12 protein-coding genes are annotated in these 14,125 nt (G+C 69.8%); 3 read left to right on the top strand and 9 right to left on the bottom strand.

Annotated features, from left to right (window positions below):
- Window positions 1-69 precede the first annotated feature (69 nt).
- Both radA and disA read left to right on the top strand, forming a co-directional pair.
- Entirely contained in the window at window positions 70-1,464 is a 1,395-nt protein-coding gene (gene radA / locus EOV43_RS13755; protein WP_128221802.1) for a DNA repair protein RadA, read from the top strand.
- Between the two features lie 118 nt (window positions 1,465-1,582).
- On the top strand, window positions 1,583-2,668 hold the full coding sequence (gene disA / locus EOV43_RS13760) for a DNA integrity scanning diadenylate cyclase DisA (RefSeq protein ID WP_378528882.1): 1,086 nt from the start codon (window positions 1,583-1,585) through the stop codon (window positions 2,666-2,668).
- 28 nt (window positions 2,669-2,696) lie between these two features.
- On the opposite strand, the gene EOV43_RS13765 is transcribed toward disA, so the two are convergent.
- Window positions 2,697-3,563: a hypothetical protein gene (locus tag EOV43_RS13765; RefSeq protein ID WP_128221803.1), complete on the bottom strand. Its 867-nt coding sequence runs from the start codon at window positions 3,561-3,563 to the stop codon at window positions 2,697-2,699.
- Between the two features lie 148 nt (window positions 3,564-3,711).
- On the opposite strand from EOV43_RS13765, the gene EOV43_RS13770 reads away from it, so the two are divergent.
- Entirely contained in the window at window positions 3,712-4,578 is an 867-nt protein-coding gene (locus tag EOV43_RS13770; protein ID WP_128221804.1) for an HhH-GPD family protein, read from the top strand.
- 153 nt (window positions 4,579-4,731) lie between these two features.
- On the opposite strand, the gene EOV43_RS13775 is transcribed toward EOV43_RS13770, so the two are convergent.
- From EOV43_RS13775 to EOV43_RS13810, 8 genes are all read right to left on the bottom strand, one after another.
- On the bottom strand, window positions 4,732-7,299 hold the full coding sequence (locus tag EOV43_RS13775; RefSeq protein WP_128221805.1) for an ATP-dependent Clp protease ATP-binding subunit: 2,568 nt from the start codon (window positions 7,297-7,299) through the stop codon (window positions 4,732-4,734).
- A 344-nt stretch (window positions 7,300-7,643) separates the two neighbouring features.
- On the bottom strand, window positions 7,644-7,979 hold the full coding sequence (locus EOV43_RS13780) for a histone-like nucleoid-structuring protein Lsr2 (RefSeq protein ID WP_128221806.1): 336 nt from the start codon (window positions 7,977-7,979) through the stop codon (window positions 7,644-7,646).
- A 197-nt stretch (window positions 7,980-8,176) separates the two neighbouring features.
- Window positions 8,177-8,962, bottom strand: a complete 786-nt coding sequence (locus EOV43_RS13785) for a type III pantothenate kinase (protein WP_128221807.1) — start codon at window positions 8,960-8,962, stop codon at window positions 8,177-8,179.
- The gene (nadC, locus tag EOV43_RS13790; RefSeq protein ID WP_128221808.1) at window positions 8,962-9,951 is read right to left on the bottom strand and encodes a carboxylating nicotinate-nucleotide diphosphorylase; all 990 of its coding nucleotides are present in this window, start codon (window positions 9,949-9,951) and stop codon (window positions 8,962-8,964) included. The genes EOV43_RS13785 and nadC overlap by 1 nt, the downstream gene beginning before the upstream one ends.
- The gene (locus EOV43_RS13795; protein ID WP_128221809.1) at window positions 9,948-11,648 is read right to left on the bottom strand and encodes an L-aspartate oxidase; all 1,701 of its coding nucleotides are present in this window, start codon (window positions 11,646-11,648) and stop codon (window positions 9,948-9,950) included. The genes nadC and EOV43_RS13795 overlap by 4 nt, the downstream gene beginning before the upstream one ends.
- Before the next feature lie 100 nt (window positions 11,649-11,748).
- Window positions 11,749-12,165 carry an aspartate 1-decarboxylase gene (gene panD / locus EOV43_RS13800; protein ID WP_128221810.1) on the bottom strand — a complete coding sequence of 139 codons (417 nt, stop codon included), beginning with the start codon at window positions 12,163-12,165 and terminating at the stop codon, window positions 11,749-11,751.
- 37 nt (window positions 12,166-12,202) lie between these two features.
- Window positions 12,203-13,171 (bottom strand): pantoate--beta-alanine ligase, encoded by a 969-nt coding sequence (gene panC, locus EOV43_RS13805; protein WP_128221811.1) that lies wholly within the window; start codon window positions 13,169-13,171, stop codon window positions 12,203-12,205.
- Entirely contained in the window at window positions 13,168-14,079 is a 912-nt protein-coding gene (locus tag EOV43_RS13810; RefSeq protein ID WP_128221812.1) for a Rossmann-like and DUF2520 domain-containing protein, read from the bottom strand. The genes panC and EOV43_RS13810 overlap by 4 nt, the downstream gene beginning before the upstream one ends.
- Between the last annotated feature and the right edge of the window lie 46 nt (window positions 14,080-14,125).

The raw sequence follows: 14,125 nt of genomic DNA on the forward strand, positions 1-14,125 counted from the left end.
CGTCCTTCTGAGCACGTCCACCACACCGCTGGCCACGAAGGTGTCGGTGCCGTCGCCTAGCGTGCTCCCATGAGCAAAGCCCGGGTGCGCGCCGTCTACCGCTGTTCCGAGTGCGGTTGGGAGACGGCCAAGTGGGTCGGTCGCTGTGGCGAGTGCCAGGCCTGGGGGTCGGTGGCCGAGGCTGCCAACGCGCCTGCCGGACGCACCCCTGCCGCCCCGGTGACGACGCCTGCCGTCCCGATCGGTCAGGTCTCGGTCAAGGACTCCGAGTTCCGCACCAGCGGCGTGCCCGAGCTCGACCGCGTCCTGGGCGGCGGCTTGGTCCCCGGCGCCGCGATCCTGTTGGCCGGCGAGCCCGGCGTCGGCAAGTCGACCTTGCTGCTCGAGGTGGCCGCCAAGACCGCCCAGCAGCGCGAGCGCGTCCTCTACGTCACGGGCGAGGAGTCGGCCTCCCAGGTGCGGCTGCGCGCCGACCGCACCCACTCCGTCCACGACGAGCTCTACCTCGCCGCAGAGACCGATCTCGGCGCGCTCCTGAGCCACATCGAGGCGGTACGGCCCACCCTGCTGGTGGTCGACTCCGTGCAGACCATCAACGCCTCCGGCACCGAGGGTGTCCCCGGCGGCGTCAGCCAGGTCAAGGAGGTCGCCGCCGCACTGGTGCGCACCGCCAAGACCCGCAACATCACCACCGTGCTGGTCGGCCACGTCACCAAGGAGGGCTCGATCGCGGGGCCGCGCGTCCTGGAGCACCTGGTCGACGTCGTCCTGCACTTCGAGGGCGACCGCAACTCCCGTTTCCGCATGGTCCGAGCCATGAAGAACCGCTTCGGCCCGATCGACGAGGTCGGCTGCTTCGACCTCGGCGCGGCCGGCATCACCGCCGTCTCCGACCCCACCGGCCTCTTCGTCGAGCACCACTCCGTCCAGGTTCCCGGCACCTGCGTCGCGGTGACGATGGAAGGCCGACGACCGATGCTCGCCGAGGTGCAGGCGCTCGTCACCCCCACCACCTCCGAGCGTCCCCGTCGCACCACCTCGGGCATCGACTCCTCACGTCTCTCGATGGTCCTGGCGGTGCTCCAGCAGCACTGCGGCATTCGCCTGCACCAGCACGACGTCTTCGTCTCCACCGTCGGCGGCGCCAAGCTCGTGGAGCCCGCCAGCGACCTCGCCGTCGCGGTCGCGGTGGCCGGAGCCTGCTTCAACATCGCCGCACCGATGGGCGTCGTCGCGATGGGGGAGATCGGTCTGGCCGGCGAACTGCGCCGTGTCCGGGACCTCCCCCAACGCGTCGCCGAGGCCGCCCGTCTGGGCTTCAAGGTCGCGGTCGTCCCCACCGAACGCGGACGCCAGAACGGGCCCCGACGCCCTGAGTCGTGGACCGTCGACGGGATGCAGGTCCTCGACGTCGCCAACGTGTTGCACGCTCTGACGTTGCTGCGCCTGACCCGCCAGCAGTGAGTCGCCTTTCTCCCCTACACTGAGGATGGCGTGTTGACGCGTGCGCGCCGACTCGTGTCCCTGGCACGACGACAGCGCGACAGCAGGTGGGCGCAACGCCCAGAACGGGAGGATCCGCGTGGTCAACATCGAGCGCAGCGAAGAGAGTCTGCGACTGCGAGCAACGCTCGCCTCGATCGCCCCGGGTACCTCCCTCCGAGACGGCCTCGACCGCATCCTGCGTGGCCGTACCGGTGCACTGATCGTGTTCGGCTACGACAAGCTCGTCGAGTCCATCTCCACGGGTGGTTTCACCCTCGACGTCCCGTTCTCGGCCACCGGTCTGCGTGAGCTCGCCAAGATGGACGGCGCGATCGTCATCGACAAGGACGTCTCGCGCATCCACCGCGCCAACGTTCACCTGATGCCCGATCACACGATCCACTCCGAGGAGACCGGCACCCGGCACCGCACCGCCGACCGCGTCGCCAAGCAGACCGGTTTCCCGGTGATCTCGGTGTCCCAGTCGATGCAGATCATTGCCGTCTACGTCGGTGAGACCCGCTACGTGCTCGAGGACTCCGGCCAGATCCTGTCGCGCGCCAACCAGGCCCTCGCCACCCTCGAGCGCTACAAGATGCGTCTCGACGAGGTGGCCTCCACGCTGTCCGCCCTCGAGATCGAGGACCTCGTCACCGTGCGCGACGTCGCCGTCGTGGTCCAGCGCCTCGAGATGGTGACCCGGATCGGCGCGGAGATCGAGGACTACGTGCTCGAACTCGGCACCGAGGGTCGTCTGCTGTCGCTGCAGTTGGAGGAGCTCGTGACCGGCGTCGACGCCGACCGTGAACTCGTCATCCGCGACTACCTCCCCACCGGCAAGAAGGCCAAGGAGCCCGCGGACGTCCTCAGCTCCCTCGGGGCGCTCTCCGCGACCGAGCTCGTCGACCCCGCCGCCGTGGCCAAGGCGCTCGGCATGGGTGCCGCCGACCACCTCGACGGTGCCGTGGCCCCGCGCGGCTACCGTCTGCTCGCCAAGGTCCCGCGTCTGCCCGGCACGGTCGTGGACCGTCTCGTCGAGCACTTCGGTGGCCTGCAGCAGCTCCTGTCGGCCGGCATCGACGACCTCCAGGCCGTCGACGGCGTCGGTGAACTCCGTGCCCGCTCGGTCCGCGAAGGCCTCTCGCGTCTGGCCGAGTCGAGCATCCTCGAACGCTACGTCTGAGCCACCGGCTCCCTGACGACGCAGCAGGTCAGCGGTCAGCAGGCTCCACGGCGCCTTCGCCGGCCTCCGAGGCGGTCGGTGAGGACGGCGAGGGCTGGGGCTTCGGCGTGACCGTGTGCGTCACGGTGACCGGCTGCAGGCGGGTCAGCTCGAACTGGATGTCGGACGGCTCACCACCGTAGGTCGCTGCCTGCGCGTGGTACCAGCCCGACTTGGCCCACGAGGTGTCGGTGGAGCAGGTCTTGTCCGAACGGCGACCGCTCCACACGACCGGGACGGTGGTCTCGTGGTCCTTGTAGACCGTGATCTCCTGGGTGGGGATGGCATCGGTGCAGTACTGCGACTGCCACACGACGTCGGGACGGTTGCGCTGACCGGAGTCGATCTTCATCGTGACCGTGTCGGGCGAGACCGTGAACGTGCACGCCGGCACCGTGGTGCTGGTGAGCGTCAGGCCGAACGTCACCTTCAACGTGGTGCGCAGGGCCGGGGACTCAGGCACGACCTTCACCTCGGCCGGCTTGCACTCACCACTCGGAAGCGGCTTGGGGGTTTCGGTGGGCGTCGGGGTCGGCTCCGTCGAAGCCGGCGTGGTCCCTGCGACGGTGGAGGCGGCGGGCTGAGTGCCGTCGCTCGGCGCCGGGGCGCCGCTGGGTGCGGGCGCCTCTCCCCCACCAGCTGCCTTCTCTCCAGCTGCCTTCTCTCCAGCAGCCTGCGTCGCCGGGTCGCTCGTCCGGGCGACCTGCGCGACGTCGCTGGCGTCAGAGTCGTCGCTGGTCGCGAAGATCCTCGCTGTCCCGAAGACGACGAGGAACAGGGTGCCGAACACCATCATGCGGCGCACCCAGTAGACGCGTGCCGGCAACGGACCCGTGGGGGAGGTCAGCGCAGTCATGGGGTCACGTTAGTCACCGTCACCGCCCAAGCCGCGCAGGCACTCCGGTGTCACACGATCTCCACCCCGAAAGATCGTCCGGAGGGGGCCGATCGGGCACCTTCCACGACAACGGTCCTGCCCGTGCGCACGGTTAGCATCGACGGCGATGAGCACCCTGCACGCCCCGGTCCTGGCCTGGTACGACGCGAACCAACGCGACCTCCCTTGGCGTCGCCCCGAGGCGAGCGCCTGGTCGGTGATGGTCAGCGAGTTCATGCTCCAGCAGACTCCTGTTGCGCGCGTCCTCCCGGTCTGGGAACAGTGGATGGAGCGCTGGCCCACGCCCGCCGACCTCGCCGCGGAGTCCACGGGTGAGGCGGTCCGGATGTGGGGACGTCTGGGCTACCCGCGTCGAGCCCTGCGCCTGCACGGTGCCGCGACCGCGATCGCCGAGCAGCACGACAACGTCGTGCCGGCCGACTACGACGACCTGCTCGCCCTGCCCGGCGTCGGTGACTACACCGCCGCCGCGATCGCCTCCTTCGCCTACGGACGCCGCCACGTCGTCCTGGACACCAACGTGCGGCGCGTCTTCGCCCGGGCCGTCAGCGGCGTCGAGTTCCCGACGACCTCCCCCACCCGCGCGGAACGCGACCTGGCCAGTGACCTCGTGCCCGACGACGCCCCCACCGCTGCCACCTGGGCAGTCGCGGTGATGGAGCTGGGTGCACTGGTGTGCACCGCGAAGGAGGCCCGTTGCGGCGAGTGCCCGATCGCCCAGGAGTGCGCCTGGCTGACGGCAGGCCGCCCGGCCTACGACGGACCGCCGCGCAAGGGACAGGCCTGGGACGGCACCGACCGACAGTGCCGTGGACGGCTGATGGCCGTGCTGCGCGGCTCCGAGGGTCCCGTGCACGTCACCAGCCTGGTCACGGCGTGGGAACGCACCGACCAACGCGAACGTTGCATCGACTCGCTCCTGGCCGACGGGCTGATGGTCCGCGCCGGCGACGAGACCTACGCCCTCCCCTGAGGTGTTCTTCTCCCGGACGTCATAGGAATCGGGGCCTACGGCCCACGATTCCTATGACGTCCGCGGGGTCCTGAACGGGGTGAGAGCCCAGGAACGGCCGAAGGCCCGGTCCCCTCGCGGGGACCGGGCCTTCGGTGTGGAGTCAGGTGAGGCTCAGGCCTCGTCGCCGGACTCGTCGTTCTTCTCGAGCGAGGGGAACTCCGGAGCGTCGACGACGTCGGCCACCTCGAGCGGCGGGACGTCGGGGATGACGGAGTTCTTCTGGCCGAGGAAGGTGAACTTCGCGTCCTTGCCCTCGCCGTCGATGTCCACGAGCACGATCTGGCCGGGGCCGACCTCGCCGTAGAGCATCTTCTCGGCCAGGACGTCCTCGATCTCGCGCTGGACCGTGCGGCGCAGCGGGCGGGCACCCAGGACCGGGTCGAAGCCACGCTGGGCCAGGACGGCCTTGGCGCGGTCGGTGACCTCGATCGTCATGTCGCGGTCGCGGAGACGCTTGTCGACCGACGCGATCATGTTGTCGACCATCGCGACGATCTGCTCCTGCGTCAGCGGCGGGAAGACGATCGTCTCGTCGACACGGTTGAGGAACTCGGGGCGGAAGTGCTGCTTGAGCTCCTCGGCGACCTTGTTCTTCATCTTCTCGTAGGTGGACTGGGAGTCTCCGGTGTTGCCGAAGCCCAGGCTCATGCCCTTGCTGATGTCGCGCGAGCCAAGGTTCGTCGTCATGATGATGACGGTGTTCTTGAAGTCGACGACGCGGCCCTGCGAGTCGGTCAGGCGACCTTCCTCGAGGATCTGCAGCAGCGAGTTGAAGATGTCCGGGTGGGCCTTCTCGACCTCGTCGAAGAGGACGACGGAGAACGGCTTGCGGCGCACCTTCTCGGTGAGCTGGCCGCCCTCCTCGTACCCCACGTAGCCGGGGGGCGAACCGAAGAGGCGCGAGACGGTGTGCTTCTCGGAGAACTCCGACATGTCGAGCTGGATCAGGGAGTCCTCGTCGCCGAAGAGGAACTCGGCGAGCGTCTTGGACAGCCAGGTCTTACCGACACCGGACGGACCGGCGAAGATGAACGAACCGCCGGGGCGCTTGGGGTCCTTCAGACCGGCACGGGTACGACGGATCGCACGGGAGAGCGCCTTGACGGCCTCGTCCTGACCGATGACGCGCTTGTGGAGCTCGTCCTCCATCTTGAGCAGACGGGTGGACTCCTCCTCCGAGAGCTTCACAATCGGGATGCCGGTCGCGACGGCCAGCACCTCGGCGATGAGCTCCTCGTCGACCTCGGCGATCTCGTCGAGGTCGTTGGAGCGCCACTGCTTCTCACGCTCGGCCTTGGCGGCGGTGAGCTGCTTCTCCTCGTCACGCAGACGCGCGGCGGCCTCGAAGTCCTGACCGTCGATGGCGGCTTCCTTGCGGACCCGCACCTCGGCGATCTTGTCGTCGAACTCGCGCAGGTCGGCGGGAGCAGTCATACGACGGATGCGCAGACGCGAACCGGCCTCGTCGATCAGGTCGATCGCCTTGTCCGGGAGGAAGCGGTCGGAGATGTAGCGGTCGGCCAGCGTCGCCGCCGAGACCAAGGCCTCGTCGGTGATGGTGACGCGGTGGTGCGCCTCGTAGCGGTCACGCAGGCCCTTGAGCATCTCGATCGTGTTGGCGATGGAGGGCTCAGCCACCTGGATCGGCTGGAAACGACGCTCGAGAGCGGCGTCCTTCTCGAGGTGCTTGCGGTACTCGTCCAGGGTGGTGGCACCGATGGTCTGCAGCTCACCGCGGGCCAGCATCGGCTTGAGGATGCTGGCGGCGTCGATCGCACCCTCGGCGGCACCCGCACCGACGAGGGTGTGGATCTCGTCGATGAACAGGACGATGTCGCCGCGGGTCTTGATCTCCTTGAGCACCTTCTTGAGGCGCTCCTCGAAGTCACCGCGGTAGCGGGAACCAGCGACCAGCGAACCGAGGTCGAGGGTGTAGATCTGCTTGTCGTGCAGGGTGTCGGGGACGTTGCCCTTGACGATGTCCTGCGCGAGACCCTCGACGACGGTGGTCTTGCCGACGCCGGGCTCACCGATGAGAACGGGGTTGTTCTTGGTGCGGCGCGAGAGCACCTGCATCACGCGCTCGATCTCCTTCTCACGCCCGATGACCGGGTCGAGCTTGCCCTCGCGGGCAGCCTGCGTGAGGTTGCGACCGAACTGGTCGAGGACGAGCGACGACGACGGGGTCTCCGCGGCAGCGGTGGAGCTCGCGCCGGCGGCGGCACCGGCCGCCTCCTTGCCCTGGAAGCCGGAGAGCAGCTGGATGACCTGCTGGCGGACGCGGTTGAGGTCAGCGCCCAGCTTCTGCAGGACCTGCGCGGCGACGCCCTCGCCCTCGCGGATCAGGCCGAGCAGGATGTGCTCGGTGCCGATGTAGGAGTGGCCGAGCTGCAGCGCCTCGCGCAGGGACAGCTCGAGCACCTTCTTCGCGCGCGGGGTGAAGGGGATGTGGCCGGACGGGGCCTGCTGGCCCTGACCGATGATCTCCTCGACCTGGGCGCGCACGGCCTCGAGGGAGATGTCGAGCGACTCGAGCGCCTTGGCGGCGACGCCTTCGCCCTCGTGGATGAGGCCGAGCAGGATGTGCTCGGTCCCGATGTAGTTGTGCGAGAGCATGCGGGCCTCTTCTTGGGCCAGCACGACAACTCGTCGGGCTCGGTCGGTGAACCGCTCGAACATGTGCGCCTCGATTCTTGTCCGTGCACAGGTGGATCTCGTCCGCCTCTGCTCCCACCCTGCCAGTGCGGTGGTCGTGGGTGCATCCGGGTGGACGCCTCTTCCAACTATCAGCCAAGCCTACGTGTTCCCGCCTGAACGACCCATCTCCATCCGCTGTCAGCGAACAGGGTCGTCGTCACACAGGAGTCGGCGAGGACTCCCCCGTGACTCCGCACTCACTTCAGCGGCCGGAGGGCGGCCCCAACGGGGGCTTGTGGGGAGTGGATCAGGGCCCGTCGCCGAGGTGCGGCGACGAGCCCTGCGCTCGTGGTGCAGCACTCACGCGGAGTGCTCGCGAGCGACGATCAGTGCGCGGCCTCGTAGGCGGCGCGGATCTCCTCGGGGACGCGGCCGCGCTCGGAGAGCTCGTGGCCGTTCGCGATCGCCCAGGCGCGGATCTCCTTGGGGGTCGGGCCGTCGTTGGAGGCAGCCGACTTCTTGGATCCGCCGCGCTTGGCGGGAGCGCCGGTGACCTTGCGGGCGTGGCCGACGAACGGAGCAATCGCCTCGCGCAGCAGTTCAGCGTTGTCGTCGTTCAGGTCGATTTCGTACGAGGTGCCGTCGAGACCGAAAGAAACGGTCTGGGTTGCCTCGCCACCGTCGATGTCGTCAACGAGGACGATCGTGACCTTCTGAGCCATTTGCTTTTCTCCCTGCGCAAAAGAATTACCTACCCCGGAATTGAAACACATTCCGAGGCCCACGAGAAGGTCCCGGACTCGTTCACCACGGTGGTTCGGTCCACCCGGTCACAATTCAGCGACACCCGTGACCTGCTATTCCCCGAGAGCGGGCTTCTCAACCATTCCGGCCGCGGCGGCCCGAAAGGGAAGCATTCTCAGCGTGCGTTGCGCTCGAAGACGAGTCGAAGACCCTGCAACGTCAGCCACGGCTCATGATCGGTGAAGACTCGGCATTCGTCGTAGACCAGCGGGGCAAGATGGCCGGTGGCCACGACGGCGAGATCATCGACCTGTTCACCGAGCTCTTCGGCAATGCGGGCCACCATTCCGTCGACCTGGGCCGCCAGACCGAAAAGAAGACCCGACTGAAGTGCCTCGACGGTGTTGCGTGCAATGACCTGACGCGGACGCTTCAATTCGACCATCCGCAACTGCGCCCCGCGACGCCCCAATGCCTCCAGGGAGATCTGCACACCGGGTGCAATCGCGCCGCCGACATAGGCCCCACGCGCGTTCACGACGTCAAACGTGGTGGCGGTGCCGAAGTCGACCACCACCGCCGGGCCACCGAAATAGTGCGCCGCGGCGACCGCATTCACGATGCGGTCACTTCCCACCTCGCGTGGGTTGTCGGTCATGACACCGATTCCGGTGCGAACCCCGGGCTCAACCACGACGGCCGCAATTCCGCCGAAGTGGGAATTCAGCATCTGACGCCATTCCGCCAGCACCGACGGAACCGCCGAGCAGACGGAGAAACCACGCACGTCACGCAGGTCGACGGCGTCGGACTCGGCGAGCAGTCCACGCAGCAGCACGGCCCACTCGTCCGCGGTACGTCGTTCGTCGGTGGAGACACGCCACGTCGCCACGACCTCGTCGCCGTCGAGCACGCCGAGGGTGGTGTGTCCGTTGCCGATGTCGGCCGTGACGAGAGGCATCAGTCCTCCTGCAGGTCCAGCCCGAGGTCGAAGACGACGACCGAGTGGGTCAGCGCGCCGACGGAGATGAAGTCGACGCCGGTCTCGGCGACCTCACGGGCACGCTCCAGCGTCAGGCCGCCCGACGCCTCCAGGACGGTGCGGCCCGCAGCGATCTCGACCGCCTCACGCATGGCGTCGGTCGACATGTTGTCGAGCAGGACGCGTTCGACGCCCACCTCGAGCAGGTCCCGCAGGGCGTCGAGGGTGTCCACCTCGACCTCCACCGGCAGACCGGGGAACGTGCGGCGGACGGCCTCCAGCGCGGGGACGTGGCCGCCGGCAGCTGCAACGTGGTTGTCCTTGACCATCGCCATGTCGGAGAGCGAGAAGCGGTGGTTGACGCCGCCGCCCATCCGCACGGCGTACTTCTGCAGGGCTCGCCAGCCCGGCAGCGTCTTACGGGTGTCGAGGACCTTCGCCTTCGTCCCCTCCAACGCATCGACCCAGTGCGAGGTCGCGGTGGAGACGGCCGAGAGGTGCGAGGCGAAGTTGAGGGCGGTGCGTTCGGCGGTCAGCAGGCCGCGGACCGGGCCGGCGACCGTCATCACGCGGTCCCCCGCCGCGACGCGGGTGCCGTCGGCGACGCGGTGGGAGATCGTGACGGTGTCGCCCATGACCTCGGCGAAGACCAGCGCCGCGACCCCGAGACCGGAGACGACGCCGGGTTCGCGGGCGTTGAAATGCGCGACCGCCGTCTGCGCCTCGCCCAAGGTGGCGACCGAAGTGGTGTCGAGACCGGCAGCGGCGCCCAGGGCAGCGTCAAGCGGGAGGTCCTCCTCGAGCGCGACCCGGATGTGGCGCAGTTGCGCCTCGGGGTCGAGGCCGGCGGCCTCCAGCTCGGCCCTCAGGTCGGCACCGAGCGCGGAGGTGTCGGCGAACGACGGCAGACGGGACGCGGCGGCGTGGGTGCCGGCGCTCGGCGCTCCGCCGTGGGAGTGCTGGGTCATCGGACTCCTTCGGTGACGGGCGCGATCAGGCTGCCCGGGACGTGGTCGGTGGTGTCGGTGGCACGGGCCGCGGAGAACGTCGTCTCCAGGCGCAGGCTTTCGGCGTTGCCGACCAGACGGGTGTCGAGGTTGCCGGCCCAGGCGACGTCGTCGCGGTCAGGGTGGTCCTCACGCCAGTGCGAACCGCGGGTCTCCTCGCGGGCCTGCGCGGCGAGTGCGAGCGCGGTGGAAACGGTCAGCAGATTGGTGGCCTCCCAGGCCTCCAGCTGCGGGGAGGCGTCGCGGTCGGCACCGATCGCGCCGAGCGCCGTGACGGCGTCGGCCAGCCCCTCCGCGGTGCGCAGCACGCCGACCTTCGACGTCATGACTTCCTGGATCACCGTGCGGGACTCCCCCGGCACCAGGCCGGACGGTTCGCGGGCGTCGGCGACGTCGGCCCAGGGACGCAGTTCGTCGGGCAGGACGGCGGCGATCCGGCGCGCGAAGACGAGGCCTTCGAGCAACGAGTTGGACGCCAGACGGTTGGCGCCGTGCACGCCCGAGCAGGCGACCTCGCCGGTGGCGTAGAGCCCGGGGACGTCGGCGCGGCCGTGGATGTCGGTGCGGACGCCACCCGATGCGTAGTGCTGGGCAGGGGCGACGGGGATCAGGTCGACGGCCGGATCGATGCCGTGCTGGCGGCAGGTGGCGAGGATCGTCGGGAACCGGTGCTCCCAGAACTCCGCGCCGAGGTGACGGGCGTCGAGCCACATGTGCGGCTTCTGCGTCTCCTCCATCCGGCGGTGGATCGCCTTGGCAACGACGTCGCGCGGGGCAAGGTCGGCGAGCTCGTGGACGCCCTGCATGAACCGGTTGCCGTCGAAGTCGACGAGGAACGCGCCCTCGCCGCGGACGGCCTCGGAGATCAGCGGCTGCTGACCGCGGGCACCGTCGCCGAGGTACATGACGGTGGGGTGGAACTGGACGAACTCGAGGTCACGCAGGGTCGCGCCGGCGCGCAGTGCCACCGCCATGCCGTCTCCGGTGGAGACCCGCGGGTTGGTGGTCTGACTGAAGACCTGGCCGAGGCCGCCGGAGGCGAGGACGACCGCTCGACAGTGGACGGCACCGACGCCGTCGCGCTGCCCCTCCCCCATCACGTGCAGGGTGATCCCGGCGACGCCACCGTCGGCGGCGAGCAGGAGGTCGACAGCCAGGGCGTGCTCGATCACCTCGATGTCGTCGGTGCGGTGCACCGCGGCGATCAGGGCGCGCTGGATCTCGGCGCCCGTGGCGTCGCCGCCGGCGTGCGCGATCCGGTCACGGTGGTGGCCGCCCTCGCGGGTCAGCGACAGGTGGCCGTCGTGGGAGTCGAAGACGGTGCCGAGCGCGATGAGTTCGCGCACCGCGTCGGGGCCCTCGGTGACCAGGGCGCGCACGGCGTCGAGGTCGCAGGCACCCGCGCCGGCGACGAGGGTGTCGTGCTCGTGCTGCTCGGGGGTGTCTCCGGGGCCGAGGGCTGCGGCGATGCCGCCCTGCGCCCACTGCGTGGACCCCGCGGACAGGACGTCCTTGGTGACCACGAGGACCTTCAGCGCCGGGTCGGCCGCCTCGATCCGCAGAGCGGCGGTGAGGCCGGCGATGCCGGAGCCGACGACGACGACGTCGGCCTGCGTGGTCCACCCGGGGGTGGGGGCGGTCAGACGGTGCGGGAGCAAGGTCTACTCAGCTCTGGTCGGCCCCGCCACGCGTCCGGCCGGGGCCGGAGGCGTCAGCGGGGATCGGATCAGTGGTGCGGGGAAGGTGTCAGCGAGCAGTTCAACGGGCGGCGAGGTCGCCGCGCACCAGGTCGTCGGCACCGAAGGTGTCGGCCGGGTCCGCGGAGGTGCCCATGATCTTGTTGTCGCGGTCGACGAAGACGACCTTGGGCTCGTAGGCCTTGGCCTCGGCGGTCTCCATCTGGCCGTAGGCGATCAGGATGACCAGGTCGCCGGGGTGCACCAGTCGGGCCGCGGCACCGTTGATGCCGATGATGCCGGAGCCACGCTCGCCGGCGATCGTGTACGTCTCCAGTCGGGCACCGTTGTCGATGTCGACGATGTGGACGAGCTCGCCCGGCAGGATGTCGGAGGCGTCCAGCAGGTCCTCGTCGACGGTCACGGAGCCGACGTAGTGCAGGTCGGCCTGGGTGACGGTCGCGCGGTGGATCTTGGACTTCATCATCGTGCGCAGCATGGGTTTCTCCTTAGGGGTGCTGCTGGGAAGCGGTGTCTCAGGCCTGGGCCGGCGCGGGGGCGCCGATCACCAGGGGCATGTTGTCGATCAGGCGGGTCGCGCCGACGCGCGCCGCGATCAGGATCCGGGCCTCGGTGCCGGGGGCCACGTCGGCGGGGACCGGGGAGAGGTCCGGGAGGCGGATCTCGAGGTAGTCGAGGTCCACCTTGTGGGCGCTGCGCAGCTCGGCGCGGGCCTCCAGCAGAGCGGTCTCCAGGCCGTGGCGGGCGCCGTTCTGGGCGGCACGCAGGACGCGGCTGAGCGCGAGGGACGCGGTGCGCTGTTCGGGGGTGAGGTAGCGGTTGCGGCTGGACTTCGCCAGGCCGTCGTCCTCGCGGACGGTCTCGGCGCCGACGACGTCGATACCCATGCAGAGGTTCTGCGCCATCGCGCGGATCAGGACCAGCTGCTGGTAGTCCTTCTGGCCGAAGACGGCGACGTCGGGACGCACCAGGCCGAACAGCTTCGCAACGACGGTGAGGACGCCACGGAAGTGGATCGGGCGGGTGGCGCCTTCGAGGACGGAACCGAGCGGGCCCGGCTCGACGGTGATCTGCTCGTCGGTCTCGCCGGCACGGACGCCGCCGGGGTAGACCTCCTCGGCGGTGGGCGCGAAGACGATGTCGACGCCACGGGCGCCGGCGAGCTCGAGGTCGGCGTCCAGAGTGCGGGGGTAGCGGTCGAGGTCCTCGCCGGGCGCGAACTGCAGCGGGTTGACGAAGATCGACACCACGACCTGGCCGGTCTCGCCGACGCGGGCGCGGGCCTCGGTCATCAGCGAGCCGTGGCCCTCGTGCAGGGCACCCATGGTGGGCACCAGGCCGACCTTGGCGCCGGCGGCACGGGCGGGTGCCAGGAACTCGGCGAGCTCGGCGCGCGAACGGGCGACCTTGGGGAGCGTGGCGGCGGAAGACTGGCTCTGGGCCGGGTCCTGGGCCTGGGTCTGGGTCTGGGTCTGGGTGGTCACCGGATCTCCTCGGGGGTGACGGCGCGCAGCTCACCGCGTTCGGCTGCGTCGAGCAGCTCGGAGATGCGGGCGGCGCGGATGGGAAGCAGACGTCCGTCGGTGACGACGCGGCTCAGCGTGGCGCGAGCCATAGCCAGGTACGACGTGAGCGTCTGCGGGGCGTTGGACGAGATGTCGTCCAGGTGGGCGGCGACGGTCTGGACGTCGCCACGCACGATCGGGCCGGTCAACGCGGCGTCGCCGGCGTCGAGGGCGTTGTCGAGCGCTGCGGTGAGCAACGGACGCAGGGTGCCGGCGGGGTCGTCCGCCCCGGCAGCGCGCAGGATCTCCATCGCCTCGGTGACGAGGGTGACGAGGTGGTTCGCGCCGTGCGCGAGACCTGCGTGGTAGAGGGTGCGGCGCTCTTCGTCGACCCACATCAGCCGTCCGCCGAGGTCGGCGACGAGCTGCATCGCGAGGTCGCGTTCGGTGGGTCGGGTGGTGACGCCGAAGACGCAGCCGGTCAGGCGCGGGAGGTCGACGTCGGTGCCGGTGAACGTCATCGCGGGGTGGAGCGCGACGACGCGGGCGCCGAGCGCCTCGGCCGGCGCGAGCACGGAGAGACCGTGGCGGCCCGAGGTGTGCACGACGACCTGGCCCTCGCGGATCGCGCCGGAGTCGGCCAGGACGGTGACGACGTTGCCGAGCATGTCGTCGGGGACCGTCAGGAGCAGCAGGTCGGCAGCACGCGCGACGTCGCTGGGCTTGGCCGTGGGTACGCCGGGCAGCAGCGCGTCGATCCGGGCGCGCGAAGCGTCGGACTCTCCCGCAGCAGCCACGACGTCGTGGCCTGCAGCGCGCAGGGCAGCGGACAGGACGGCGCCGACTCGGCCGGCACCGACCACGCCCACCGTGAAGGTGGTGCTCATTCAAGGCCTCCCGTTCCAGTCCCTCCGACCACCCCTGACGGGGCCG

It is taken from the genome of Nocardioides yefusunii, from assembly GCF_004014875.1.
GTDB classification, from domain to species: Bacteria; Actinomycetota; Actinomycetes; order Propionibacteriales; family Nocardioidaceae; genus Nocardioides; species Nocardioides yefusunii.